Consider the following 26,342-nt stretch of genomic DNA (forward strand, 5'->3'; position numbering starts at 1 on the left):
TTCGTCTACGCCTTGATCCTGCTCATCGAAGAATCGTACATCGGTTCGAGATGAATGTTGGCCGGCGTCCGTTCCATCGCGACCACCAGCTCATAGTCCCCTGAGCTGAGAAAATCGTCGCTGACGCCATCGGCGTTGCGGACATAGCCATAGCCGATGTTCTTAGCCAGCGTGTAGCCATAACCGCCGCTGGTGAGATAGCCGACCGGTTCGCCATTGCGCAAAATCGTCTCGCGCCCGACCAGCACGATATCGGGATCGTCGACCGTGAAGCCGGCAAAGCGTTTCTTCAGGTCGGCGCCGCTGATCTTTTCGAGCGCCCGCCGGCCGACGAAATCGGTGTTCTTCCTCAGCTTCACCGCCCAGCCGAGGCCGGCCTCCTGAGGCGTGTCGTTAGGGGTGATGTCGGAGCCCCAGGCGCGGTAGCCTTTCTCCAGCCGAAGTGATTCCAGCGCCCGATAGCCTATCGGCCGGATGCCGTGCGGCTTGCCGGCGGCCATCAATGCGTCGAAAATCTCGCCGGTGGCGGCGATCGGCACATGCAATTCCCAGCCGAGCTCGCCGACATAGGTGACGCGCAGCGCCCGAACCGTATGACCGGCAGTCGTGATCTCGCGGATATGGCCGAACGGGAAGGCGGCGTTCGAGACATCGGCATCGGTCACGGCAGCCAGAACGTCGCGGGCCCGCGGTCCCATCAGTGACAGCGTGCCGAAATCCTCAGTGACATCTTTCAGCGTCACGTCGAGACCCTTGCCGACATGGTCGCCGATCCAGGAGAGATCATGCGTGCGGAAGCCGGTGCCGGTCACGATGTAGAATTTGTCTTCGGCGAGCCTGGCCACCGTCAAATCGGCCTCGATGCCGCCGCGCGTGTTGAGAAGCTGCGTGTAGGTCAGCCGTCCCACCGGCTTGGCGACATCGTTGGCGCAGATCCAGTCCAGCGCCTTAGCCGCATCCGAACCCGTCATTTCGTATTTGGCGAAGGACGACTGGTCGAAGATGCCGACTTTCTCGCGAACATGGCGATGCTCCTCGCCGACCGGGCCAAACCAGTTCTGCCGGCCCATGGAATAAATGTCTTCGGATGTGGCGCCCTGCGGCGCGAACCAGTTCGGCCGTTCCCAGCCGAGCTTGGAGCCGAACACCGCGCGATGTTCTTTCAGCCGGTCATAGAGCGGCGAGACGATGCGCGGCCGGCCCGAGACGTACTCCTCATGCGGAAAGCCGATCGTGTAATGCTTGCCATAGGCTTCCAGCGTGCGATCGCAGACCCATTGCCGGTCGCGGTGCAAATTGGAAAAGCGCCTGATGTCGACCACCCAAAGGTCGAGCGGCGCTTCACCATCGACAACCCATTGCGCCAGCACCCAGCCGGCGCCGCCGCCGGAAGCGATGCCGAAGGCGTTGAAGCCGGCGCCGACGAACATGTTGGCGCATTCGGGCGCGACACCGAGGATGAAATTGCCGTCCGGCGTAAAACTCTCCGGCCCGTTGATCATCTGCTTGACGCCGACCGTCTCCAGCGCCGGCACGCGCGCGATCGCCTGGCTCATATGCTGTTCGAAATGATCGTAGTCGTCGTCGAACAGGCGGAACTCCCAGTCATCGGGGACATCGCCGCCGGGCAGGCCGGTCGCCCAGGCCTGCGGGTTCGGCTCATAGCCGCCCATCACCAGCCCGCCGACCTCTTCCTTGAAATAGGTACGGCGGTCGGGATCGCGGATTGTCGGCGCGTCGGTCGCCAGCCCGTCGATCTTCTCGGTGATGATGTACTGGTGCTTGACCGGTTGCAGCGGCACGGAAATGCCGGCCATCGCGCCGACCTGGCGTGCCCATTGCCCGGCGCAGTTCACCACCTTGTCGCAAGCAATGTCGCCCTTGTTGGTCTTCACCGCGGTGATGTGCCCGTCCGTCATGTCAAAGCCGGTAACGCGGACGTCCTCGAACAGCTTGGCGCCATGCATGCGCGCGCCCTTGGCCAGCGACTGCGTGATGTCGGAGGGGCTGGCCTGCCCATCGGTCGGCAGCCAGGAGGCGCCGACGAGGTCGCCGGTCTCCAGCAGCGGCCACATCTTTTTGACCTCCCCCGGCGACAGCAACTGCATGTCCATGCCGAAGCTCCTGGCCGTCGTCGCCAGCCGTTTATATTCGGTCCAGCGGTCGGCATTGGTCGCAAGCCTGAGGCACCCGGTCATCTTCCAGCCGGTAGCGAGCCCGGTTTCGGCTTCCAGTCCCTTGTAGAGCTCGACCGAATATTTGAGCACGCGGGTGATCGAGGCCGACGAGCGCAACTGGCCGACCAGCCCGGCCGCATGCCAGGTCGAACCCGAGGTCAGCTTGCCCTGTTCCAGCAGCACGACATCGGCCTTGTGGTCGCGCGCCAGGTGATAGGCCGTCGAACAGCCGATAATGCCGCCGCCGATGACGACGATGCCGGCATGTGTAGGCAATGTCATGACTGTGTCCCGTACTTCGTGCGGTAATTGTCCAGCGCCCCGTCGAGCCGCGTCAGGTTCTCCGCGGTGTAGGCGACGTAGTCGATGCCGGGCGCGTCGAGGTAAAGTTCGGAAACCATGCTCCACATCGCCTCGCGCAGCAGCGAGGCGCATTGCATGGCCGCGTGCGAGCGGCGGATCGCCTCATCCGGCTCGCGCATGAAATACGCCGTGAGGAAAGTGAAGGACTCCGCGTCGCTCATCTCGGCGTTGGAGGCAACGCCGGCAAGATCGAACATCGCGGTGTTGAAACCGGCATATTCGAAATCGATGAGCCACAACCTGTCGCCATCGTCGAGAATATTTGCCGGCAAAAGATCATTGTGGCCGAAGACGATCGGCAGCAGTTTCTGGGCCCGCTCCAACTCGTCGGCCAGAGCCAGCAGCCTGGGCAGCTCGTCGCGCTTGCGGCTGCCGCCTTCGCTCAGCGTTCGCGCATAGTCGCGGATGACATGGAAGACCCAGAACATGAAGCCGGCGCCGGAGATGTGATTGGGCATCTCGCGATGGAACCCGCGCATAAGGGCTGCGACGCGGCCGATATTGGCGCGCACGTCCTCGGCAACATAGGTTTTCGCGCCGAGAAATTCCGTGACCATGATGCCGGGTTCGGAATGGCGGACCGCCGGCGCGAAGCCTGCGGCGTGCGCCGCGCGGGCCGTCATCACCTCGCGGTCGCGAAAGACGTGGTGAAATGGATAGTCCTGGCCGAAGCGCACGACATGCCGCCCGGCCGCGTCCTTGACCAGATAGTTGGCGTTGCTGAGGCCGCCCGGCAGCGGCGCAATGTCGATGCTGCCATTCCAGCAGGGCAAGGCCCGGATGCGGTCTTCAGCAGTCACGGGACCATCCCTGACTTTTGCGGAGCTTTCTTGGGCGCCATGCGCCGCGCAACGAGCGTTGGGAAACGCAAAAAATCTCGTCGGTGCGGGACGCAGGAACTCCTATCCCGCGCCGCACCGACGAGCCCCTCTGGCCAGGTTTTGATACCCGGTCTCCGCCCCCGCGGATTTGAGAAACTTTTGTGCCAGTTCAAACCCAGACGGTCTGGCCAGACGGTCCGGTCCGTGAATTGCGGCTCTGCCATCACCCTCCCGTGGCAGTTCCGAAGCTGTCACGCCGTCAATGTCACGCCAGTGCTACCTAACTGTCAATGAAATGTTGTGACTTTTTTTGGGTGTTTTGCCCGAAACCACGAGCAATTCCTTTAAAAACGGCGGCATTGCCCTAAAACCGGGCAGGCCGCAAATTCAGGAAGCCAGATGATCCATTCGAAACGGCATGGCGAAATCCTCCGCCTCCTCAAGGAAGAGGGCACCGTCACCATTGCCAGCCTCGCCGACCGGCTGGGGGTTTCGCTTGAAACGGTGCGCCGGGATGTCAAGCCACTGACCGGCAATGGCTCGGTGCTCAAGATGCATGGCGCCATCGGCCTGCCGTCGATGGCCGGCGAAGCGCCGTTCGAGCGGCGCATGCGCGACAATGCGGAGGCCAAGCGGCTGATCGCCCGCATGGTCGCTGCCACCATTCGCGACGGTGAATCGGTCATGCTGGACACCGGCACCACGACCTCGTTCCTGGCCCGCGAACTGCTCGGCCACCGGCGGCTGACCGTGGTCACCAATTCATCCGACATCGCCCGCACGCTGGCCACCGTCAACGGCAACAAGGTCTATATGGCCGGCGGCGAATTGCGCAGCGATTCCGGAGCCGCCTTCGGCGCCTCGGCGATCGATTTCGTCAGCCGCTTCTCGGTCAGCCATGCGGTGATTTCGATCGGCGCCGTCGATGCCGCCGCAGGCCTTGCCGACTACGATCTGGAAGAGGCGGAGTTCGCCCGCATGGTGCTGTCGCGCGGCCAGCGCTCGCTGGTCATCACCGACCACACCAAGTTCGGTCGCCAGGGTCTGGTCCAGGTCTGCGGCTTCGACGGTTTTTCCGAACTCGCCACCGACCAGCCGCCGCCGCGCGACATTGCCTCGGCACTTGCCGAGGCTGGAGCGCGCCTTAGCATTGCTGCGGCCTAGCCAAACACCAGCGACTGGCGCGCCGCGATCCCGGCCATGCCGCCACCCGATACCACGAAGGCATGTTGTGCATCATGCGCGCCGCGTCGCCGGCCGCATAAGATTTCGTTCTGGTGAAAAATTGTTTTTCAATCATCCCGCTCTTCGCAATGTCCATGCAACTTGGCAGCCGCAAACAGCGCCTCGTCGAAATGCGGGCCGGGCGAATCGCCCGCATCAGCAATGAGGCCACCATGCTGCAAACGATGCCTTGTCTTTCCTCATGGCCTGGACGCTTGCGCGCTCCGACCTGGAAGCCGACCCGGCTTGGCCGGACATTCCGCAACTTTCCGCCGGCGACGGTGTATGACGGTGTATAAGGTGTCCAGGATCAAGAACCTCAAAACCTATGACTGGCGCTTCGCATGACTGATCCACTGTCGGCGATCCTGGGCTTCGGCCTGCTCGGCGTCGCCTGCCTCGCCTTCACAGAAAAGATCCTGCCGCTGCCGCCCTCGCATGTGCTGCTGCTGTTCCTCGGCATGACGGCAGCCCCCGATCTCCCGGCGCTGGCGATCCTGCTTCTGGTAACGACGCTGTCCGCCATCACAGGCTGCCTTGTCTGGTATAGTTTGGGTCGTCGGATTGGCTTGGATCGTGCCGACAGGCTGGTCCAGCGTTTCGGCAAATATGTCTGCTTGCGCTATGCGACCTACAGCAAGCTTGGTCAGGCCTATCGCCGCCATCATGTCCGGGTCTCCTTGCTGGCGCAGTTCATCCCGACGGTTCGCAACTATCTGCCGATCGCGGCCGGCGCGCTCCGTCTTCCACTCTTGCCCTTCGCGGCGGCGACGCTGCTCGGCGCCACGCTATGGAACACCGGCTTCCTCGTCACCGGCTACCTTATGCGCGGCAGCGGCCGGGATTCCTATGCCATCGGCTTTCGCATCATCGTCATCGTCATGGCGCTGGAGACGGCGTTCATGCTCGCGCTGCGCTACGGTTCAGCCTGCCGGCGGCGCCTCGGGTTCGGCTGACCAGGAGGCGCCTCAAGCCGTATGGGTATAAGCTCCGCCTTCGGCTTTCCTTCCCCGGCGCGCCGGTGTTTAGTCCGGCCATGGCTTTCACCATCCGCCAGCTGCAGTTCTTCATTGCCGTCGCCGAGCAAGGCACGGTGTCGGGCGCCGCACAAAACCTCTCCATCTCGCAATCCTCGGTCACCGAGGCGATCAAGGAGCTGGAGAGCGATCTCGGCGTCGAATTGTTCGAGCGCCATCCGCGTGGCCTCAACATTACCCACAAAGGCCACCAGTTCCTGCGCCATGCGACCAAGATCCTGGCCGACGTCTCCGACGCGCGCCGCGCTTTTTCCGACGACCAGGTGGTGGCCGGCGGGCGGCTGCAGCTCGGCGTCACCTCGCTGGTCGCGGGCTATGTGCTGTCCGATCTGCTGGCGCGCTACCGCCGCGCCTATCCCGGCGTCGATGTCTCGGCCATCGAGGACAATGGCGACTATCTCGAACATCTGCTGATCGGCGGCAAGCTCGACATTGCCGTCATGGTCACCTCCAATTTGCGCGACCGCACCGCTCTGCAGTCGGAAATCCTCGAGGTCTCGGCCTACCGGCTGTGGGTCCCGCTCGGCCACAAGCTGGCCAGCGCCGACATTATCGGCATAGGCGACATTGCCGGCGAGCCGCTGATCATGCTGACCGTCGACGAGATCGAGGAGAACACCGGCAAGCTTCTGGCGGCGATCGGCGCCAGGCCGCATGTCGCCTTTCGCACCCGCTCGGTCGAAGCCGTTCGCAGCCTCGTCGCCACAGGTGCGGGCGTGGCGTTGCTGCCCGACCTAGTCTACCGGCCGTGGTCGCTGGAAGGCGACCGCATCGAATCGCGCGACATTTCGGGTTCCCTGCCGGTCGTCCAGGTCGGCATGGTCTGGCGCCGCGGCTCCGGTCTGCCGCAGGCGTCGCGCGACTTCATCGGCCTTGCCCAGTCGCAGCGTATGGTACGCCAGCAGCGTTGATAGGGTGCGTGGTTATCTATCGGAAAAACCGATATCGCGTTTCTGATAAATGAATTTGCGAAACCGGAATTTTCCGAGCACTTTTCATGTCAGGGACGAAAGCCGCCATCAGAGCGGCAACGTGCCATCGGATGAACTGACGCTTTTCAGCCTGCGGCTGACCGCGGCGGCGACTCGCTTCGCAGTCAGGCGCCAAAATGGGAGATTGACGATGAATTCATTCCTGAAGACGTGCACCGCCTTGACGGTCGCGCTGACCTTTTCCGGTCAGGCCGTCGCCCAGGTCAAGGAACTTGGCAAGGGCGAAGGGGAGGTCAGCATCGTTGCCTGGCCGGGGTACATCGAGCGCGGCGAAACCGACAAGGGCTATGACTGGGTGACCTCCTTCGAGAAGGAGAGCGGCTGCAAGGTCAACGTCAAGACCGCGAACACCTCCGACGAGATGGTCTCGCTGATGAATGAGGGTGGGTTCGATCTAGTCACCGCTTCGGGTGACGCATCGCTGCGCCTCGTTGCCGGCAAGCGCGTGCAGCCGATCAACACCGATCTCATCCCGAGCTGGAAGGCGGTAGACGACCGTCTGAAGGATGCGCCCTGGTTCACCGTCGACAAGGTGCATTACGGCGTTCCCTATCAGTGGGGCCCGAACATCCTGATGTACCACACCGATGTCTTCAAGGAAGCGCCCAAGAGCTGGAACGTCGTCTTCGAGGAAATGAACCTGCCGGACGGCAAGTCCAACAAGGGCCGCGTCCAGGCCTATGACGGCCCGATCCACATCGCCGACGCCGCCAACTATTTGATGTTCCACAAGCCGGAACTCGGCATCAAGGATCCCTACGAACTGAACGAGGACCAGTACAAGGCCGCACTCGAGCTGCTGCGTGTTCAGCGGACGCTGGTCGGTCGCTACTGGCATGACGCCGCCATCCAGGTCGACGATTTCCAGAACGAAGGCGTCGTCGCCTCCGGCTCATGGCCCTACCAGGTCAACACGCTGGTCGCCGCCAAGAAGCCGGTCGCCTCGACCGTGCCGGAAGAAGGCGTCACCGGCTGGGCCGACACCACCATGATGGAGGCCGACGCCGCGCACCCGAACTGCGCCTATATGTGGCTCGAGCATTCGCTGTCGCCCAAGGTCCAGGGCGACGTCTCGGCCTGGTTCGGCTCGCTCCCGGTCGTGCCCGCTGCTTGCAAGGGCAACGAGCTGCTCGGCGAGGAAGGCTGCAAGACGAACGGCTACGAGAACTTCGACAAGATCAAGTTCTGGAAGACGCCGGTCTCCAAGTGCGCAACCCAGAACGACCAGTGCGTGCCTTACTACCGCTGGGTGTCCGACTATATCGGCGTCATCGGCGGGCGTTGAGCTCCCTTTAACCCACCCCCTTGTGGGGAGGGTCGACGCGCAGCGTCGGGGTGGGGGCAGCGCTGACGTCCGGTGCTAGTCACCCCCACCCGCGGCTTCGCCGCGACCTCCCCCATCGAGGGGGAGGTGAAGTGCCGTGCCCGCTGGCCTGATTGGTGGCGGCAAGAGCTATTTCGACGAACCACAAACCGGCAACAGATCAGGACAGCCCATGACCTCGGCCGTTTCCTTCCAGAAAGTCTCTCGCCATTTCGGCAGCGTGCGCGCCGTCGATGCGGTCGATCTCGACATCGTGCCGGGCGAGTTCTTCGCCATGCTTGGTCCGTCGGGGTCCGGCAAGACGACCTGCCTGCGCCTCATCGCCGGCTTCGAGCAGCCGACATCGGGCTCGATCTCGATCTTCGGCGACCGCGCCGAGGGCGTGCCGCCCTATCGCCGCAACGTCAACACGGTGTTCCAGGACTACGCGCTGTTCCCGCATTTGAACGTGCTGGACAATGTCGCCTACGGGCTGATGGTCAAGGGCATCGCCAAGCCGCAGCGGCAGAAGGCGGCGGAAGAGGCATTGTCACTGGTGCGGCTTCCCGGCTATGGCGCCCGCCGTCCCGGCCAGCTCTCCGGCGGCCAACGCCAGCGCGTCGCGCTGGCCCGTGCGCTGGTCAACCAGCCCAAGGTGCTTTTGCTCGACGAGCCGCTCGGCGCGCTCGACCTCAAGCTGCGCGAGAACATGCAGGAAGAGCTGAAGTCGCTGCAGAAGGCGCTCGGCATCACCTTCGTCTTCGTCACCCATGATCAGGGCGAAGCGCTGTCGATGGCCGACCGCGTTGCCGTCTTCAATGACGGCAAGATCATGCAGATCGGCACGCCGGAAGACATCTACCAGCGGCCCAGGACACGCTTCGTCGCCGATTTCGTCGGCTCCTCCAATGTGTTGCCGCCGGATTTCGTCCAGCGTTATTCCGGCCAGGACCGCTGGGGCAGCCTGCGCCCCGAAACGATCCGCATCGGCAGCATTGCGAAAGGCGAAGGGGTTGCCGCGCGCCTGGTCGGAACCAACTATCTCGGCGCTACGACCAAGCTGGCGCTCGACGCCGACGGGTTGAGGCTGCACGCCATCGTACCGGCCGGGACAAAGCTGCCGGCGGAAGGCGAAGCGGTGGTGCTGACGTTCAACCGCGAGCATTTGCATTTGATGGACGAGCCGGCATGATTGAGGTTTGCGCCAAGCACCCCCCTCTGTCCTGCCGGACATCTCCCCCTCAAGCGGGGAGATTGGCTGTTCCTCCCGGTTTCGCCAATCTTCAACGTTGGGGATTTGGCGAGGCAGCGAAACTGCTGATCTCCCCCCTTGAGGGGGAGATGTCCGGCAGGACAGAGGGGGGTGTGAAGGAACGCGGCTTCTCAGGGTTCCTTCAGCACGCGGTCGCCCCATGACCATCGCCGCGCTCAACTCAACCTCCGCCCCCGCCATCCTGCCCGGCAGCGGTGGCATGCGCGGCGCACTGTCGGACCTTTTCTGGCGCAAGCCGCAACTGCTGCTGTTCCTCATGCTGGCGCCGCCGGTGCTGTGGTTGGGCGTCGTCTATATCGGTTCGCTGTTCGCGCTCTTGGCGCAGAGCTTTTTCTCGATCGACGAGTTCTCCGGCCTCATCAACCACGAATTCACGCTGAAGACCTATGGCGACCTGTTCCAGCCCGCCAATCTCGACATCATCCTGCGCACGGTGACGATGGCGGTGCTGGTCACGCTGGCCTCGGCCGTCATCGCCTTCCCGATCGCCTATTATGCGGCGCGCTATGCCCGCGGCCGCTGGAAGGCGCTGTTCTATCTCGGAATCATGCTGCCGCTATGGTCGAGTTACCTCGTCAAGATCTACGCCTGGAAGCTGATCCTCGCCAAGGAAGGCATTTTGACCTGGCTGCTCGCCAAATTGCATCTGCTCTGGGTGCTCGATGGCTGGCTGTCGCTGCCGGTCGTCGGCGGCAACTCTTTGTCGGTCTCCGCCACCGGCACCTTCATCGCTTTCGTCTATGTCTGGCTGCCGTTCATGATCCTGCCGGTGCAGGCGGCATTGGAGCGCGTGCCCGGCAATCTGGTCGAGGCGTCCTCCGATCTCGGCGCATCGCCGGGCCAGACCTTCCGCAACGTGCTGTTCCCGCTGGCGCTGCCCGGCATCGTCGCCGGCTCGATCTTCACCTTCTCGCTGACGCTGGGCGACTACATCATCCCACAGATCATCGGCACATCGCGGCTGTTCATCGGGCAGGCCGTCTATTCGCAGCAAGGCACAGCCGGCAACATCCCGCTCGCCGCAGCCTTCACCGTCGTGCCCATCGTCATCATGGGTTTCTATCTCTGGGGCGCCAAGCGCATGGGGGCCTTCGATGCGCTCTGACGGTTCGCAATCCGCTCCGCTCGGCCTCAAGATCGCTGCCGCCTGCGGCCTGCTGTTCCTGCATCTGCCGATCTTGTTGATCTTCGTCTACGCCTTCACCACGGAAGAGAAGAGCTTCGTCTGGCCGCCGCCGGGGCTGACCACACAATGGTTCGCCGTCACCTGGAACCGGCCGGATGTCTGGCAGGCGCTGTCGCTTTCGGTCCGTGTCGCCGCCATCTCGACCGCGATTGCCTTGATACTGGGCACGCTGTGCGCCGCCGCCGTGTCACGGACGAAATTCTTCGGCCGCGAGACGATCTCGCTGCTCGTCATCCTGCCGATCGCGCTGCCCGGCATCATCACCGGCATCGCGTTGCGCTCGGCCTTCTCGCTAGCCGACATCCCGTTCTCGTTCTGGACGATCGTGCTCGGCCACGCCACCTTCTGCGTTGTCGTCGTCTACAACAATGCGGTCGCCCGTTTCCGCCGCACTTCCGGCTCAATGATCGAGGCCTCGATGGATCTCGGCGCCGACGGCTTCCAGACCTTCCGGCACGTCGTGCTGCCCAACATCGCCACCGCTCTGCTTGCCGGGGGGATGCTCGCCTTCGCGCTCTCCTTCGACGAGGTCATCGTCACCACCTTCACCGCCGGCCAGCAGCAGACCGTGCCGATCTGGATGCTGGAAGAGCTGATCCGCCCACGCCAGCGTCCGGTCACCAATGTCGTCGCCATGGTCGTGGTGCTGGTGACGCTGCTGCCCATCCTTGCCGCCTATTACCTGACCCGCGACGGCGACCAGATCGCCGGTTCGGGCAAATGAAGAACAGCGAATAGGGAGTAGCGAATAGCGAATAGGGAGATTGCACGACCAGCCCTATTCGCTACTCGCTATTCGCTACTCGCTCCTGACCAAGGAGAACCCGCATGGACACCCAGATGCTGATCGGCTCGAAGTTCGAGAACGGCACCGACACCGAGGAGCCGATTCTGAATCCAAAGACCGGGGCGACCATTCTCAACCTGCCTGAAGCCAGCCAGGCGCAGATCGAGGCGGCTGTTACTGCCGCCGGGCGAGCGTTCGTCTTGTGGTCACGCACAACGCCGGCGCAGCGCTCCGGCTATCTCCTCAAGATCGCCGACCGCATCGAGGCCAACGCGCGGGAGTTCGCGGCGCTCGAGGCGCTGAATTGCGGCAAGCCGATCAACGCCGTGCTCAATGACGAAATCCCGGCGATCGTCGACTGCTATCGCTTCTTTGCCGGCGCGGTACGTTCGATGCCGGGCGTGGTCGCCGGCGAATATCTGCCCGGCCACACCTCGATGGTGCGGCGCGACCCGATCGGCATCGTCGCTTCCATCGCGCCGTGGAACTATCCACTGATGATGATGGCCTGGAAGCTGGCGCCGGCCATTGCCGGCGGCAACACCGTCGTCTTCAAGCCGTCGGAGCAGACGCCGCTGACGGCGCTGAAGCTGGCCAGGATCCTGGCCGAGGTTCTGCCCGAGGGCGTCGTCAATGTCGTGCTCGGCCGCGGCGACAGCGTCGGCAACACGCTGATCAATCACGCCAAGGTCAACATGATTTCGATCACCGGCGACGTCGCCACGGGCAAGAAGGTGCTGCAGGCCGCCGCCAAGTCGGTCAAGCGCACGCATCTGGAACTCGGCGGCAAGGCGCCGGTCATCGTTTTCGACGACGCCGACCTCGGCGCCGTGGTCAACGGCCTGCGCGCTTTCGGCTACTACAATGCCGGGCAGGATTGTACAGCCGCCTGCCGCATCTATGCCGGCAAGAAGATCTACGACAAGCTCGTCGCCGATCTCTCATCTGCCGTCTCGACCATCAAATACAACCAGCCCGATGACACCGAAAACGAGATCGGGCCGCTGATCTCGCGCCGCCAGCGCGATCGCGTGTCGAGCTTCGTCGAGCGCGCTTCGGAACTGAAGCACATCGAGATCACCACCGGCGGCAAGCCGGGCGCAGGCTCCGGCTTCTACTACCAGCCGACGGTGGTTGCCGGCGCGCTGCAGGAAGACGAGATCGTGCGCCGCGAAGTGTTCGGCCCGGTCGTTTCCATCACCCGCTTCTCCGAAGTCGATGAAGCCGTGAACTGGGCCAATGACAGCGACTACGGCCTGGCATCCTCGGTGTGGACCAAGAACGTCTCGCGCGCCATGGCGACGGCCGCCCGTCTGCAATATGGCTGCACCTGGATCAACACCCATTTCATGCTGACCAACGAGATGCCGCATGGCGGGCTGAAGCAGTCCGGCTACGGCAAGGACATGTCTCTCTATGCGCTGGAGGATTATACCGCCGTTCGTCATGTGATGGTGGCGCATGGGTAGAGGCCGCCACTATCTCTAAAATATTCGCCACGCCGTTTTCTGTACATTAAGCGTGAGTAACTTTAGGCGCACGTCGAGAGTTTACGATTTACTGAATATTCAACCTGAACGAGCAGCCTCTTGCCGGGAAACCGCGCGGCGAGGGGGTTGCGCATGAACACGACCAAGATCAAGCTGGTACTCATTGGCGGCTTCTGTCTGCTGATCGCTGTGTTCGGCGGCAAGGACATGATCAAGAAGAGCGGCTGGCCCGAGGCGCCTGCTGAAATCCTCGCGGTCAATGTCGAATGCGACATGGAATCGACCGCCCACAAGATTGTCTACAAGACCGTCAGCACCGCCACGATCCCGTGCGAACTGGTGGATGCGTTCAAGACGGTTCATGCTGACAAAGAGTGGAAGGTGACCCAGAAATTCACCGGCACCTTGCGCGTCGGCACCGGCGCCGACGCCGTCGAGGCCACGATGGAGCTGAACAAGAACGGTGCCCGCGAACCGCAGGTCCGCGACAAGCTCACCGTCGTCCAGAACCCCGCCAACCCCACCCAGATCGAACGCACCGGCATGACCGGCACGCGTTTGACGATCGTCATTGGGGCTGGACTGCTCGGCGCGTTGCTTCTCTATCTTGCTTTCAAACCCCGCCGGCGGATGTCGACCTCCGCCGTGGCGGGCAACCCTGCCGGAGATGCCGGCGCGGACCAGCGCGCGCGCCAGGCCGACGCCTTGATAGCGGCGGCCCTGGCCAAGCAGGCCACATTGCCCAATCAGCCGGCACGTGTCGCGGCTGCCGGATCGGCCAGGGAAGGGCGGTTTTCCGGGCAGCGGACGAGTTTCGGCCGCCGCAACTGATGGCCGAAAACTGCTGCACCTGCCACGGCTACTCCACGATGCGGTAGATGTTCCAAAGGCTGGTGCCTGAAACGACGTAGGGCTCCATCTCCTTGCCCCATTTGGCGTGCGCGTCGATCTTGCCGATCCTGGCGAAGAATCCCTCCAGCTGGGCAAGGCTTTCGACCTGATGATGCGATTCGACCGTCGCTTCCCGAGCTCCGACCGAACCGGTCATGATCTGGAACTCGAGATCGGCAATGCCGACCTGAGAGCCGATCNGAGCCGATCTCGCGTTCCCATTTCTTCAACAGGTCGAGCACGGTCTGCTTGTGCCCGAACTTGGCGTCGATCTGCCATCTGGCGCTGAACATTTTTGTCTCCTCCAGTTTTGCGGCCCAAACCGCGGTTGATCTTTCCGCGGTGGAACTACTCGTCCCAGGCCTGCACGACGGTCTGTCGTGCAATCCGCCCATTCTTCAGCTCCAGCATCGCCGCGCAGAACACTTTCGTTCCGTCCGGATAGGCGCAGGCCTGGGTGAAGGCGAGATTGTCGCCATCGGCGATGGTGGTGTCGACCTTGTGGGTCATCGCCCGGCTGCAGATGTCGTCCCAGAAGGTGCTGATCGCCGCCCGGCCGCGGATCTCGCGCGGCTTGCTCGGCGGATTGTTGCGGTCGATCACCCGCACCAGTGCGTCGTCGGCATAGAAGCTAGCGAGCATCCTGCCGTCCCGTCCTTCGATCGCTTTCTTGATCGCCGCGCCGTCCACGCTCTGCGTCTTGGTCAGCATCTTCTCCTCCATGGCCCGTTGATCGGGCGGTTGAATGATCACAAGCAATGCCCGGCGCACCGCCCGGCATTTTCTTTCACTGCGACTTGGCTTTGACGGCTGCGAACACGCCGTCGGTCTGTTGTTTGAAGGTCGCGAAGTCGACCTGGCTGCCGTTGAGCATCGTCGACCAGTGGCGCACCATGGCCGCCATCGCGATCGCCTCCTTGATCTCCTCATCGGTCGCGCCATTGAGCTTGGCGGCCTCGGTGTGGAAATAGATGCAGTACTGGCAGGGGATCTGCGAGGCGACGGCCAGCCCCAGCAGTTCCTTGGTCTTGCCGTCGAGCGCGGTCTTGGGGTTGAGCTGCACACCCTTGATCTCGGCCCAGGCGCCGGCAACCGCGACATCGGGCAGCGTCTTGAACATGTCCGGCACTGAGCCGAGCGTCGCCTCGATGTCCTTGTAGGCGGCCGCCGCCGAGGCATCCTCGGCCCTGGCGGGAGCGATCGTGAACAGCGCGCCAACGCCTGCCGCTATCACCAGCGATTTGATCGACCTGTTTGACTTCAGCATTGCATCCTCCATCCGCAGTGCCTTTCCCGGCGACATCCGCCTGGCCTGCATGGAGAGAATTGGTACGCCTCGACCCCACCTGGCCGCTTCGCCCGAAAGCGCCATGGTCCCTATGGCCCGTCCGGGCCAGCCTGCCTGGCGGAAAATGCCGCTGCCGCCGCCCGTGAGGGCAAATCGAGCTTCAGCAATATGTTGGCGACATGACGCTTGACCGTATGCTCGCTGAGCCTCAGCTCGGCGGCGATCGCGGCATTGCTCTTGCCGTCGGCGATCAGGATCACCACCTCGCTTTCGCGCGCCGTCAGTTGAGCCGGCTCGGCGGGTTTCGCCTTGGGGCGGCAGGCCGGCTCCAGGTGCTGTTCCGACGTTGCCTGGACCAGCGCCAGCGGCTCGTCCAGCTCATCCACCGTGACACGCCCGGCATCGATGAAATGCAGGCCGGACCCCGCCGCCAGATCGGCGGCCAGACGCGACGCCAGAATATCGCCGCGCCCGGCATGGGCGGCGATCTGCATCGTCACCCGTGCCATCAGCCCCACCGGCGGCCCGCGCATTTCGACCTCACCGACATGGGCGCCCTGGGCGCTTGCAACGCCCATATGTTGCGCCGCATCGCGCAGTGCCGCCGCGCAGCGTATGGCCCGCGCCGGCCCGTCGAAGCGCGAGATCATCAATTCGCCATGGATGCCGGCGACGCGTCCGCCATGACGGCCGACCAGCTGCCGCCAGCTCTCCTGGAAGCGCTCGCTACGTTCGCTCCACATGCGGTCGCCAACCCGCGCCGTGTCGTAGATGCGTGTCGCCAGAAGAGCGGCAAGCACGCGCTCCGCTTCGGCCACCGCACGCTCGCCGGTCAGGAATTCCTCGATCAGGTCGGCCACCCGGTCGACATCGCCGGTCCAGATCGGGTGATCGCGCCCGGGGACCTCGACCAGTCGCGCATTCGAGATGTTTTTCGCCAGGAAGCGGCTGGCGTCCGGGTCGACCCGCGCGTCGTTGCGGCGATGAATGAGCAGTGTCGGTGCGCCGATAGCCGAAAGCACGCCGCGCACATCGATTCCGGCATTCATCCGGGCAAGGGCTGCCGCTGCCGTCGGACTGGCCGACAGCCGCTCGAAGCGGGCCCACCACTGGGTGAAATGCGCATCATCTACCCGGCCGGGAGCGAAGTTGGGCAGTGTGGCGCCCGTGCCCCATTCCGTGCCGGCCTTCGCGATGAAGGCCTCGAGGCGCTCCGGCGACATCACCCATTTGTGGAAATGCGCATAACCGCCATAGAGCGCCAGCGCTCGTGTCCGTTCCGGATAGGTGGCGGCAAACAACATTGCCATCGGCGCGCCTTCCGAAGCGCCGAGCAAGGCCGCGCGGCCGCTGCCGGTGGCATCCATCACCGCGCGCACATCGTCCATGCGGGTTTCGAGGCTGGGCAGGTGGCGTGGGTCGACGCGGTCGGACAGGCCGGTGCCGCGCTTGTCGAACAGGATCAGCCGCGAGAACGCCGAGAGCCGTTTCAAGAGCCTGGCGTAGCCCTCGTCTTCCCAATGCAGGTCGAGATTGGAGATGAAGCCGGGCACGAAAACCAGGTCGAACGATCCCTGGCCGACCACCTGATAGGCGATCCGCACGTCGCCGCTGAGGGCATATCGCGTCTCGATCGGCCTCACGTTGCTATCCCGCCCGGCCAGACGATTTCTGATCGCCGACCATAGCAGACGCCCGGCGGATGCGGCAGCCAAACTTTAGAAGACAGGAATATAGCCCGCGGCGAACCGTGTTCGCCCGCCATTTCTGGGGGAGGCTATTTCTGGGGAGCGGCGCTCTCTGCACCCGTGGGTTGGACGTAGCCGATGCTCACATCGGCCTGCTCCTCGGTCTTCGGCCGCTTGATCCTGGCCGAGGCCACGACGACGAGTTCGTCAAAACCTTCGCCGCCACTGTCCAGCATCTCGAAGAACTGCCGGCGCATCCTGGGCTCCCAGAACTTGTTGATGTGCTCGGCCACGCCCGCCACACCTTCCTCGCGGGGCCTTGAATGGAAGAAGGCGGCGATCTGGTTGGCCATGCGCACCAGCTTTTCCCCGGTGCTCGTGATGTGTTCTTCGTCATGCGACATGCTGGGCAACTCCCAAGACCACCCGTTCCGGGTGGGTGAAAACATCGAAATCGTCGCCGCGCACAAGCGCCACCAGCGTCATGCCGGCCTCTTCGGCGGTGCGGATGGCAAGGGCTGTCGGCGCCGACACGGCGATGATGAAGGCGGAGCCGATCGCCGCCGTTTTCTGCACCATCTCCACCGAGACGCGTGATGTCACCACCACCGCGCCCGATGCACCGTCAATGCCGGCCTTGGCCAGCGCGCCGGCCAGTTTGTCCAGCGCATTGTGACGGCCGACATCCTCGCGCGCCATGACGATGCCTTTGCCGAGAATGTAGAAGCCCGCTGCATGCACGGCGCCGGTTTCTGAATGCAGAGGCTGCACCTTGGACAAAAGCTTTACCGAACGGGTGATGTCGTCGGCTTCAAGCGTAAGCTTGGACGCACCAACCTTGTCGACCGAGCGCATCGCTTCCTCGATCGATTCGATGCCGCACAGCCCGCAGCCAACCGGCCCGGCCAAGCGCCGGCGCCGCGTCTCGAAGCGCGTATTGGCCTGGTCCTTCAGCCGGATCTGGATATCGATGCCGGCGCCATGGTCCTCGACCTCAATCGCATCGATTTCGTCAGGCAAGGCTATGATGCCTTCGGTCAGAGAGAAGCCGAGCGCGAAATCCTCGAAATCGGCCGGGCTCGCCATCATCACCGCATGGGTGGTGCCGGCAAAGGAGAACGCCACCGGCGTCTCCTCCGGCACCATGCGGTTGGCCGCCGCAGTGCCGCTGGCGCGGTGGGCAAGGCGAGAGATTTGGGTGGTGGCTTGGCGTTTTCGGGTCACGAGGCGCGCCCCTCTGCCCTGTTCGTCCTTAGCAGTAGCTGTGGAGGCTCGCGCCTTTCCTCTCCCCCGTCGACCGGGGGAGAGGTGTCAAGCGAAGCTTGACGGAGTGGGGGTCGACTGCTCGCCAGATAGGCCGGTTTGCCTGCTCTTTGGGTTGTGCGCGACTTTCGACGGCTGCGTGTTGCGGGGCCGGCTTCCCCCACTCCGTCGCCGCTTCGCGGCGCCACCTCTCCCCCCTCCGGAGGGAGAAGAAAGGCGCCAGGCGGCATAAGCTCGCGTCCTTCCTGACGGAGTAGGGGTCGACCAACCGTCAAGATTGAAGCTCTTATTGTCGAACGCCGTGGCAAGACTACTCCGCCGCTTCCAGCTTTGCGATGCGGCGGCTCTGCTCGGCCTGCTCGTTATAATCGCGCTGCCAGTCCGAAGGCCCGTTGGAGGCGCCGACCTGCACCGCGGTCACCTTGTACTCCGGGCAGTTGGTCGCCCAGTCCGAGAAGTCGGTGGTGATGACGTTGGCCTGCGTGTCGGGATGGTGGAACGTTGTGTAGACCACACCTGGCGACACCCGGTCGGTGATCAGCGCACGCAGCGTCGTCTCACCCGAACGGCTGGTCAGCCGCACCCAGTCGCCATCGCGCAGGCCGCGGTTCTCGGCATCGTGCGGATGGATCTCCAGCCGGTCCTCCGAGTGCCACATGACGTTTTCGGTGCGCCTTGTCTGTGCACCGACATTGTACTGGCTGAGGATGCGACCGGTGGTCAGCAGCAACGGGAAACGCGGCCCGGTCCGCTCGTCGGTCGCCACATATTCTGTGCGGATGAACTTGCCCTTGCCGCGCACGAAGCCGTCGATATGCATGATCGGCGTGCCGAGCGGCGCCTTCTCGTTGCAGGGCCATTGCACCGATCCGACACGGTCGAGCAGATCGAAAGAGACGCCGGCGAAGCTTGGCGTCGTTTTGGCGATCTCGTCCATGATTTCGGAGGGATGCTGGTAGTTCCAATCCAGCCCGATCGCGCGGGCAAGCTCCTGTGTCGCTTCCCAGTCGGCATAGCGCGCCTTCGGCTCCAGCACCTTGCGCACTATGTTGATGCGGCGCTCGGCATTGGTGAAGGTGCCGTCCTTTTCCAGGAAGGTCGAGCCCGGCAGGAAGACATGCGCGTAGTTAGCTGTCTCGTTGAGGAACAGGTCGTGCACGACGACGCATTCCATCGCCGCCAGGCCGGCCGCGACATGCTTGGTATCAGGGTCGGATTGCAGGATGTCCTCGCCCTGGATGTAGATGCCCTTGAAGGATCCGTCGACGGCGGCATCCAGCATGTTGGGGATGCGCAGGCCCGGTTCGTCGTCGAGCTTCACCCCCCACAACGTCTCATAGATGTCGCGCACCGCCTCGCCGGAGATGTGGCGGTAGCCCGGCAGTTCATGCGGGAACGAGCCCATGTCGCAGGAACCCTGCACGTTGTTCTGGCCGCGCAGCGGATTCACCCCGACGCCCGGGCGGCCGATATTGCCGGTCGCCATGGCAAGGTTGGCGATAGCCATAACCGTGGTCGAACCCTGGCTGTGTTCAGTCACGCCGAGGCCGTAATAAATCGCGCCATTGCCGCCCTTGGCATAGAGCCGTGCAGCACCTCGGATCAGTTCGGGATCGACGCCGGACAGCTTGCCCACGATTTCGGGGCTGTTTTCCGGCAAGGCGACGAAAGAAGCCCAATCCTGGAACTCCGCCCAGTCGCAGCGATCGCGGATGAAGGCTTCGTCGAAAAGCCCTTCGGTAACGATGACATGCGCCAGCGCCGTCAGCACCGCCACGTTGGTGCCGGGCTTCAGCGGCAGGTGATAGTCGGCCTCGATATGCGCCGACTTGACCATTTCGGTGCGGCGCGGATCGAGCACGATCAGCTTGGCGCCCTGGCGCAGCCGCTTTTTCAGCCGCGAGGCGAACACCGGGTGCGCGGAAGCCGGATTGGCGCCGATGATGACGGCGACATCGGTGAAGTCGACGGAATCGAAATCCTGCGTGCCGGCCGAGGTGCCATAGGTCTGGCCGAGGCCGTAGCCGGTCGGCGAGTGGCAGACGCGGGCGCAGGTGTCGACATTGTTGTTGCGGAAGCCTTGGCGCACAAGCTTCTGCACCAGATAGGTCTCTTCATTCGTGCAGCGCGAGGACGTGATGCCGCCGATCGAGGTGCGGCCGTATTGATACTGGATACGGCGGAATTCCTTGGCCGTATGGGCGATGGCCTCTTCCCAACTCACCTCGCGCCAGGGATCGCTGACCTTTTCCCGGATCATAGGCGACAGGATGCGGTCCTTGTGGGTCGCATAGCCATAGGCGAAACGGCCCTTCACGCAGGAGTGGCCGTGGTTCGCCTTGCCGTCCTTGTAGGGCATCATGCGAATGACTTCGTCGTCCTTCACTTCGGCCTTGAACGAGCAGCCGACGCCGCAATAGGCGCAGGTGGTGACGGCGGAGCGCTCGGGCATGCCTTTCTCAAGCACGGTCTTTTCACGCAGCGCATCGGTCGGACAGGCCTGCACGCAGGCGCCGCAGGATACGCATTCGGAGGCGATGAAATCCTCGTGCATGCCGGCGACCATGCGCGATTCGAAACCGCGGCCCTCGATCGTCAGCGCGAAGGTGCCCTGCACCTCCTCGCAGGCCCGCACGCAGCGCGAGCAGACGATACATTGCGCCGGATCATAGGTGAAATATGGGTTGGACTCGTCGCGGGCGATGTAGTCGACCGCCAGCGAGCCATGGCCGGGCGCGACGCCGTTTTCCTGCTTGACGTGGTTGCGGCCCTCGATGCCGAAGCGGTTCTCGGTCAGGCCGACCGATTTCGCCACAACGTCGAACTCGCTGGCGCCGGTGCCGGCCTTCTCGTTCCAGCCGGTCGGGTGGTCGGAGACGTAAAGCTCCATGACACCGCGGCGGATGGCGTCGAGCCGCTCGGATTGCGTGCGCACCACCATGCCTTCGCCGACGGGCGTCGTGCAGGATGCCGGCGTGCCGCCGCGCCCGTCGATCTCGACCAGGCAGACGCGGCAGGAGCCGAACGAGTCCAGCATGTCCGTGGCGCAGAGTTTTGGGATCTCGACCCCGCCTTCCATCGCCGCGCGCATGATCGACGTACCCTCCGGCACGCTGATGCTGCGGCCGTCGACGATCAGCGTAACCTGCTTTTGCGCCTTCGATTCCGGGGTTCCGTAATCGAGTTCTTCGATGAGTGTCGGGAAGTCGGCCTTGATATTCATCTGCCAGCTCCTATTCAGCAGCCACGCGCGCCGGCGCGGGCTTGAAATCTTCGGGGAAATGGGTGATCGAGCTCATCACCGGGTAGGGCGTGAAGCCGCCCAGCGCGCAGAGCGATCCGAACTTCATCGTGTTGCAGAGATCGGTGACCAGTGCCAGGTTCTTCTCCGGCTCGATGCCGGCGGCAAGCCGGTCGATGGTCTCCACCCCGCGTATCGAGCCGATGCGGCAGGGCGTGCACTTGCCGCAGCTTTCGATGGCGCAGAACTCCATGGCAAAGCGCGCCTGCTTCAGCATGTCGGCCGTGTCGTCGAACACGGTGATGCCGGCATGGCCGATCAGCCCGTCGCGCTTCGCGAACTCTTCGTAGTCGAACGGCGTGTCGAACAGGCCGCGCGGGAAATAGGCGCCGAGCGGGCCGCCGACCTGCACCGCCTTCACCGGGCGACCAGTGGCCGTACCGCCGCCGATATCGTCGACGATTTCGCCCAGCGTCATGCCGAAGGCCGCCTCGAACAGGCCGCCGAATTTGACGTTGCCGGCGATCTGTATCGGGATCGTGCCGCGCGAGCGGCCCATGCCGAAATCCTTGTAGAAGGCCGCACCCTTGTCCATGATGATGGGCACGGAGGCTAGGCTGATGACGTTGTTGATCACCGTCGGCTTGCCGAACAGACCCTGGATCGCCGGCAGCGGTGGCTTGGCTCGCACCACGCCGCGCTTGCCTTCAAGGCTGTTCAGCAGCGAAGTTTCCTCGCCGCAGACATAGGCGCCGGCGCCGACGCGGATTTCCATGTCGAAGGCGTTGGGCGAACCCAGCACGCTGACGCCGAGCACGCCTGCCTTGCGGGCGACCTCGACAGCCTTGTTCATGACATCCACCGCATGCGGATATTCCGAGCGGATATAGACGAACCCCTTGGTCGCGCCGGTGGCGATGCCGGCAATCGTCATGCCTTCGATGAGCACGAAGGGGTCGCCCTCCATAATCATGCGGTCGGCAAAGGTGGCGCTGTCGCCCTCGTCGGCATTGCAGACGATGTATTTGCGGTCAGATGTCGTATCGAGCACCGTCTTCCACTTGATGCCGGTCGGGAAGCCGGCGCCGCCGCGGCCGCGCAAGCCCGATTCCGTGACCTGTTTGACGATGTCGAGCGGCGCCATGGCCACCGCGTTCTGCAGGCCCTTCAGCCCGCCCAGTGACTTGTAGGCGTCGAGCGATAGCGGGTCGTTGATGCCGCAACGCGCAAACGTCAGGCGCGTCTGCTTGGCCAGGAACGGGATTTTGTCGGGCGCGCCCAGCCAGCGCTTGTGATGCCCGCCGGTGAGAAAGCCGCTGTCGAACAGGCTCTTGACGTCCGAGGGCTTGACCGGCCCGTAAGCGACCCGGCCCTTTTCGGTCGCGACCTCGACCATCGGTTCGAGGAAATAGGCGCCGCGCGAACCGTTGCGGACGATCTTGGCCTCGACGCCCCGTTCGGCCAGTTCCGCACGAACAGCCTTGGCGACCTTTTCGGCGCCGAGCGCCAGCGCGCCGGAGTCACCTGGAATGTAGATGCGCGGGATCATGAGCGTACCTCCGCGACGATCGCTTCGATCTTCTCGTCATCGAGCCGCCCGATCACCTCACCATCCAGCATCGCCGACGGTGAACAGGCGCACAGCCCGAGGCAATAGACAGGCTCAAGTGTAACCGATCCGTCGCGGGTGGTCTCATGGAAATCGATGCCCAACAACTGCTTGACCTTTGCGGCGATCGCATCCGAACCCATCGACTGGCAGGCTTCCGCCTGGCAGAGCTTGAGCACATGCCGGCCGGCCGGCCGGGCACGGAAATCATGATAGAAGGTCACAACGCCATGCACTTCGGCCCTCGACAGGTTCAGCCCATCGGCGATGACGGGCACGGCGTCCTGCGGCACGTGGCCAAATTCGTCCTGGATCTCGTGCAGGATCGGCAGCAGCGGGCCTTCGAGGCCCTTCAACTCCTGGATGATCGCCGCCGTGCGCGACTGTATCTCGGTACTTGCTGGCTGCATCGTCACGCAGCGCCCTCCCTATCGTAGCGATCGATGCATATATCGTCCAAAAGCATGACGCGGTTTTGGAACAACGACATGCCTACGCCGCTTAATCGCTAAGTGCTTAAGAAATCAGAGAAAACCCCTGAAATCAATAAAGCGGTTTCGTTGCACGATAGAAAATTTCTATCGCGCCGATTGATCAGTTATGACTAGCTCAGCGATTGGCGCGGAAATCGTCTGCCAGCGCCATCGCCTCGTCCAGCAGCGCCTGCACCAGCGGCGTGTGCGGTTCGCGCGGCGCGGCGACCAGCCCGACCGTGTGGCTGGCATCCGGTTCGACGATCGGAATGGCCCGGATCGGCTCGGAAAAACCGAATGTTTCCGCCAGGTTGAGCGGCATGATCGACGACCATTTGCCTGTCCGTATGTGGGAGAACAGCACGATCATCGAGTTGGATTCCAGTGTCGGCCGCACCTGCACGCCGGCCTCGGCCAGATGCTGGTCGATGATGCGGCGGTTCTGCATGTCCGGCGTCAACAAGCAGAGCGGCAGCTGGCTGATTTCGGCCCATGTCACTTTGTCGCGATCCGAATAGGGATTTCCGACCGCCGTGATCAGCTGGTAGCGCTCGTCATAGAGCGGCACGCTGGTCACCCGTCCGAGAGGCTCGTTGTCGAGATAGGTGATGCCGGCATCGACGTCGAAATTGCCGAGCAGCGACAACACCTCGATCGAGGTGCGCGACAGGATAGAGAAGGTGACGCCCGGATGCTTCTCGCGAAATGGCGTCGTCAGCCGCGCCACCATGGCGAGGGCGGTTGGGATGGCGGCAATACGGATACGCCCGGACAGGCCATGTCGCGCCGCCCGCATCTCTTCGCGCATGGTCCTGGAATCGCCGACGATGCGACGCGCCCACACCAGCACCTGCTTGCCTTCCGGCGTCAGCCCCTGAAAGCGCGAACCGCGATTGACCAGCATGACGCCGAGCTGGCCCTCCAGCTGCTTGATCCCGGCCGACAAGGTCGGCTGCGTGACGCCGCACGCTTCCGCCGCCCGGCCGAAATGCTCCTCCTTGGCCAGCGCGATGAAGAATTCGAGCTTGTCGATCATCCCATCCGTCCGTTCGTTGCGCGCAAGGTCGGGGAAATTGCCTTTCGCCGCAAGCTCTACCCGCAATTGGCCATGCATCCACATCTTTGGGCCGGCTGGCTGTTTCCCCCGGCCGAACACGGCGCTATGTGGTTGGATGGAATACGAGGAGATCGGACATGCTGGGCTGGTTCCGCAAGCTTTTGCCGCGCGAAGATCGCTTCTTCGACCTCTTTGAACGGCATTCCCGCACCGTGGTCGGCGGCGCCGAGGCGCTGGAGCAGCTTCTGCAGGGCAAGGACATCGATCGCTGGTGCCAGAAGATCATCGATCTCGAGGACGAGGCCGATCATATCACGGCCGAAGTCCTGCTGGCGGTGCGGCGTTCCTTCATCACGCCTTTCGATCGCGGCGACATCAAGGACCTGATCCAGTCAATGGATGACGCCATCGACATGATGCACAAGACCGTCAAGACGGTGAAGCTGTTCGAAAAGAAGGAATTCGACCCGCTGATGCAGGAGATGGGGGGCGTCATCGTTGCCGCCTCCAGGCTGGTTGCCGAAGCGATCCCGCTGCTCAGCAAGGTCGGCACGCACACGGTACGCCTCAACGCCATCGCCGAAGAGGTGATGCGCGTCGAAAGCCGCGCCGACGATCTGCATGAGCAGGGATTGAAGGACCTGTTCAAGCGGCATGGCCGCAGCGATCCGATGGCCTACCTGATCGGCTCGGAGATCTACGGCCAGCTGGAGAAGGTGGTCGACCGCTTTGAGGACGTCGCCAACGAGATCAGCGGCATCGTCATCGAGAACGTTTAGGCAATGGAAGCCACCATCGCCTTTCCCGTGCTGATCGGCCTTGTCGCCGTCGCGCTGTTTTTCGATTTCCTAAACGGCTTGCACGATGCGGCGAACTCCATCGCCACCATCGTCTCCACCCGCGTGCTGAGACCGCAGTATGCGGTCCTGTGGGCGGCTTTCTTCAATTTCATCGCCTTCATGTTCTTCGGCCTTCACGTGGCTGAAACCGTGGGAAAAGGTATCGTCGACGTCAGCATCGTCACGCCGGCGGTGATCTTCTCGGCGCTCGTCGGCGCCATCGTCTGGAACATCGTCACCTGGATTGCCGGCATCCCGTCCAGCAGTTCGCATGCGCTGATCGGCGGGCTCGTCGGCGCCGGCGTTGCAAAGGCTGGGCCCGGCGCCATCGTCTGGACCGGGCTTGGCAAGACGGTCGCCGCAATCGTCGTGTCGCCGGCGACAGGGTTTGTTCTGGCGCTGGTCCTGATCCTGGCCGTTTCCTGGCTGTTCGTGCGCCAGACACCGTTCGCCGTCGACAGCACCTTCCGCGTCATGCAGTTCTTTTCGGCCTCGCTTTATTCGCTAGGGCACGGCGGCAACGACGCCCAGAAAACCATGGGCATCATCGCCGTGCTGCTCTATTCGCAAGGTATGCTCGGCGGGACGTTCTACGTGCCGCTGTGGGTCGTCCTCACCTGTCAGACAGCACTGGCGCTCGGCACTTTGTTCGGCGGCTGGCGCATCGTTCACACGATGGGCTCGAAGATCACCCGGCTGAATCCGATGCAGGGCTTCTGCGCCGAGACCGGCGGCGCCATCACCCTGTTTGCCGCCACCTGGCTCGGCGTCCCCGTGTCGACCACCCATACCATCACCGGGGCCATCATCGGTGTCGGCGCCGCCCGCCGCGTCTCGGCCGTGCGCTGGGGCATTGCCGGCAACATCGTCATCGCCTGGATCGTCACCTTGCCGGCCACGGCTGCAATTTCGGCGCTCACCTACCTTGCGGTTGGCCTGGCAAGGTGAGGCGGACACCGTGGTGCTTGGAGTCGCTGCCAATCTGCACTATCTGAGCCGCAGCCAAACGCCTTAGGGAATAATGCATGTCCGTCACCAAGGAAATCGTCACCGAGCGTCTAAAGACGGTCAACGGGCCGGACTTCACCGGCAACATCGTCGACCTCGGCATGGTTTCGGAGATTTTCATCGCCGATTCGAAAGTGTTTTTCTCGATCACCGTTCCCGCCGCCCGCGCACAGGAGATGGAGCCGCTGCGCGCTGCAGCCGAGCGTGTCGTCAAGGCGATCCCTGGTGTCGCCGGCGCCGTCGTCGCGCTGACGGCGGAGAAGAAGGGCGGCGGCATGGAGGCTCCGGTTGCGTCGCGCCCCGCGCCCAGGCCGGCACCGACGGCCGCGCCC

Annotated in this window: 23 protein-coding genes and 1 pseudogene; 12 read left to right on the forward strand and 12 right to left on the reverse strand. The window is 63.5% G+C overall.

The annotated features are described in order from the left end of the window. Positions 1-5 precede the first annotated feature (5 nt). Positions 6-2,459 (reverse strand): FAD-dependent oxidoreductase, encoded by a 2,454-nt coding sequence (locus X730_RS149410; protein WP_023826524.1) that lies wholly within the window; start codon positions 2,457-2,459, stop codon positions 6-8. Beyond that, positions 2,456-3,340: a phosphotransferase family protein gene (locus X730_RS149405; RefSeq protein ID WP_023826525.1), complete on the reverse strand. Its 885-nt coding sequence runs from the start codon at positions 3,338-3,340 to the stop codon at positions 2,456-2,458. The genes X730_RS149410 and X730_RS149405 overlap by 4 nt, the downstream gene beginning before the upstream one ends. 420 nt (positions 3,341-3,760) lie before the next feature. Here X730_RS149405 and X730_RS149400 point away from each other — a divergent pair, with 420 nt between their 5' ends. The 9 genes from X730_RS149400 to X730_RS149360 all read left to right on the forward strand — a co-directional run bounded on the left by X730_RS149400 (position 3,761) and on the right by X730_RS149360 (position 13,484). Next, positions 3,761-4,525 carry a DeoR/GlpR family DNA-binding transcription regulator gene (locus X730_RS149400; RefSeq protein WP_023685103.1) on the forward strand — a complete coding sequence of 255 codons (765 nt, stop codon included), beginning with the start codon at positions 3,761-3,763 and terminating at the stop codon, positions 4,523-4,525. Positions 4,526-4,929: 404 nt separating this feature from the next. After that, the gene (locus X730_RS149395; RefSeq protein WP_023712606.1) at positions 4,930-5,541 is read left to right on the forward strand and encodes a DedA family protein; all 612 of its coding nucleotides are present in this window, start codon (positions 4,930-4,932) and stop codon (positions 5,539-5,541) included. 80 nt (positions 5,542-5,621) lie between these two features. After that, a complete protein-coding gene (locus X730_RS149390) occupies positions 5,622-6,533 on the forward strand; it encodes a LysR substrate-binding domain-containing protein (protein WP_023673412.1) in 912 nt (303 codons plus the stop codon). A gap of 211 nt (positions 6,534-6,744) precedes the next feature. Beyond that, complete coding sequence (locus X730_RS149385; RefSeq protein WP_023736171.1) at positions 6,745-7,899, forward strand: ABC transporter substrate-binding protein; 1,155 nt, start codon at positions 6,745-6,747, stop codon at positions 7,897-7,899. A 211-nt stretch (positions 7,900-8,110) separates the two neighbouring features. Next, the gene (locus X730_RS149380; protein ID WP_023826526.1) at positions 8,111-9,109 is read left to right on the forward strand and encodes an ABC transporter ATP-binding protein; all 999 of its coding nucleotides are present in this window, start codon (positions 8,111-8,113) and stop codon (positions 9,107-9,109) included. 220 nt (positions 9,110-9,329) lie between these two features. Continuing rightward, positions 9,330-10,295, forward strand: a complete 966-nt coding sequence (locus tag X730_RS149375) for an ABC transporter permease (RefSeq protein WP_023732489.1) — start codon at positions 9,330-9,332, stop codon at positions 10,293-10,295. Further along, complete coding sequence (locus X730_RS149370; protein WP_023673416.1) at positions 10,285-11,100, forward strand: ABC transporter permease; 816 nt, start codon at positions 10,285-10,287, stop codon at positions 11,098-11,100. Before X730_RS149375 ends, X730_RS149370 begins: the two co-directional genes overlap by 11 nt. A gap of 104 nt (positions 11,101-11,204) precedes the next feature. Next, complete coding sequence (locus X730_RS149365) at positions 11,205-12,632, forward strand: gamma-aminobutyraldehyde dehydrogenase (RefSeq protein ID WP_023821499.1); 1,428 nt, start codon at positions 11,205-11,207, stop codon at positions 12,630-12,632. A gap of 153 nt (positions 12,633-12,785) precedes the next feature. Next, positions 12,786-13,484 carry a hypothetical protein gene (locus tag X730_RS149360; protein WP_023826527.1) on the forward strand — a complete coding sequence of 233 codons (699 nt, stop codon included), beginning with the start codon at positions 12,786-12,788 and terminating at the stop codon, positions 13,482-13,484. 28 nt (positions 13,485-13,512) lie between these two features. Here X730_RS149360 and X730_RS1000000169235 read toward each other — a convergent pair. The 10 genes and pseudogenes from X730_RS1000000169235 to X730_RS149315 form a co-directional block, all read right to left on the reverse strand. Continuing rightward, a pseudogene (locus X730_RS1000000169235) lies at positions 13,513-13,837 on the reverse strand (hypothetical protein). A 55-nt stretch (positions 13,838-13,892) separates the two neighbouring features. Continuing rightward, complete coding sequence (locus X730_RS149355) at positions 13,893-14,255, reverse strand: nuclear transport factor 2 family protein (RefSeq protein ID WP_023688799.1); 363 nt, start codon at positions 14,253-14,255, stop codon at positions 13,893-13,895. 76 nt (positions 14,256-14,331) lie between these two features. Beyond that, a complete protein-coding gene (locus X730_RS149350; protein WP_023826528.1) occupies positions 14,332-14,811 on the reverse strand; it encodes a carboxymuconolactone decarboxylase family protein in 480 nt (159 codons plus the stop codon). Positions 14,812-14,921: 110 nt separating this feature from the next. Further along, positions 14,922-16,475 carry an alpha/beta fold hydrolase gene (locus X730_RS149345; RefSeq protein ID WP_023826529.1) on the reverse strand — a complete coding sequence of 518 codons (1,554 nt, stop codon included), beginning with the start codon at positions 16,473-16,475 and terminating at the stop codon, positions 14,922-14,924. 134 nt (positions 16,476-16,609) lie between these two features. Then, positions 16,610-16,924: a formate dehydrogenase subunit delta gene (locus X730_RS149340; protein ID WP_023688796.1), complete on the reverse strand. Its 315-nt coding sequence runs from the start codon at positions 16,922-16,924 to the stop codon at positions 16,610-16,612. Then, positions 16,914-17,744 carry a formate dehydrogenase accessory sulfurtransferase FdhD gene (fdhD, locus tag X730_RS149335; RefSeq protein ID WP_023826530.1) on the reverse strand — a complete coding sequence of 277 codons (831 nt, stop codon included), beginning with the start codon at positions 17,742-17,744 and terminating at the stop codon, positions 16,914-16,916. The genes X730_RS149340 and fdhD overlap by 11 nt, the downstream gene beginning before the upstream one ends. Positions 17,745-18,093: 349 nt before the next feature. Then, positions 18,094-21,006, reverse strand: a complete 2,913-nt coding sequence (fdhF, locus tag X730_RS149330) for a formate dehydrogenase subunit alpha (protein ID WP_023826531.1) — start codon at positions 21,004-21,006, stop codon at positions 18,094-18,096. A 10-nt stretch (positions 21,007-21,016) separates the two neighbouring features. Continuing rightward, entirely contained in the window at positions 21,017-22,573 is a 1,557-nt protein-coding gene (locus X730_RS149325) for an NADH-quinone oxidoreductase subunit NuoF (protein WP_023826532.1), read from the reverse strand. Continuing rightward, positions 22,570-23,049, reverse strand: a complete 480-nt coding sequence (locus X730_RS149320; protein ID WP_023826533.1) for a formate dehydrogenase subunit gamma — start codon at positions 23,047-23,049, stop codon at positions 22,570-22,572. The genes X730_RS149325 and X730_RS149320 overlap by 4 nt, the downstream gene beginning before the upstream one ends. A 193-nt stretch (positions 23,050-23,242) precedes the next feature. Further along, positions 23,243-24,142 carry a LysR family transcriptional regulator gene (locus tag X730_RS149315; RefSeq protein ID WP_023688790.1) on the reverse strand — a complete coding sequence of 300 codons (900 nt, stop codon included), beginning with the start codon at positions 24,140-24,142 and terminating at the stop codon, positions 23,243-23,245. A gap of 158 nt (positions 24,143-24,300) precedes the next feature. Between X730_RS149315 and X730_RS149310 the strand changes: the two genes are divergently transcribed. The 3 genes from X730_RS149310 to X730_RS0133885 all read left to right on the forward strand — a co-directional run. Next, positions 24,301-24,942, forward strand: a complete 642-nt coding sequence (locus X730_RS149310) for a DUF47 domain-containing protein (RefSeq protein WP_023673429.1) — start codon at positions 24,301-24,303, stop codon at positions 24,940-24,942. Between the two features lie 3 nt (positions 24,943-24,945). Continuing rightward, a complete protein-coding gene (locus X730_RS149305) occupies positions 24,946-25,950 on the forward strand; it encodes an inorganic phosphate transporter (RefSeq protein WP_023688789.1) in 1,005 nt (334 codons plus the stop codon). A 77-nt stretch (positions 25,951-26,027) separates the two neighbouring features. Further along, positions 26,028-26,342 (forward strand): iron-sulfur cluster assembly protein (locus X730_RS0133885; protein ID WP_031197020.1); only part of this gene is annotated, 315 nt, incomplete at its 3' end.

It is taken from the genome of Mesorhizobium sp. L103C131B0 (genome assembly GCF_000502275.1).
GTDB lineage: Bacteria > Pseudomonadota > Alphaproteobacteria > Rhizobiales > Rhizobiaceae > Mesorhizobium.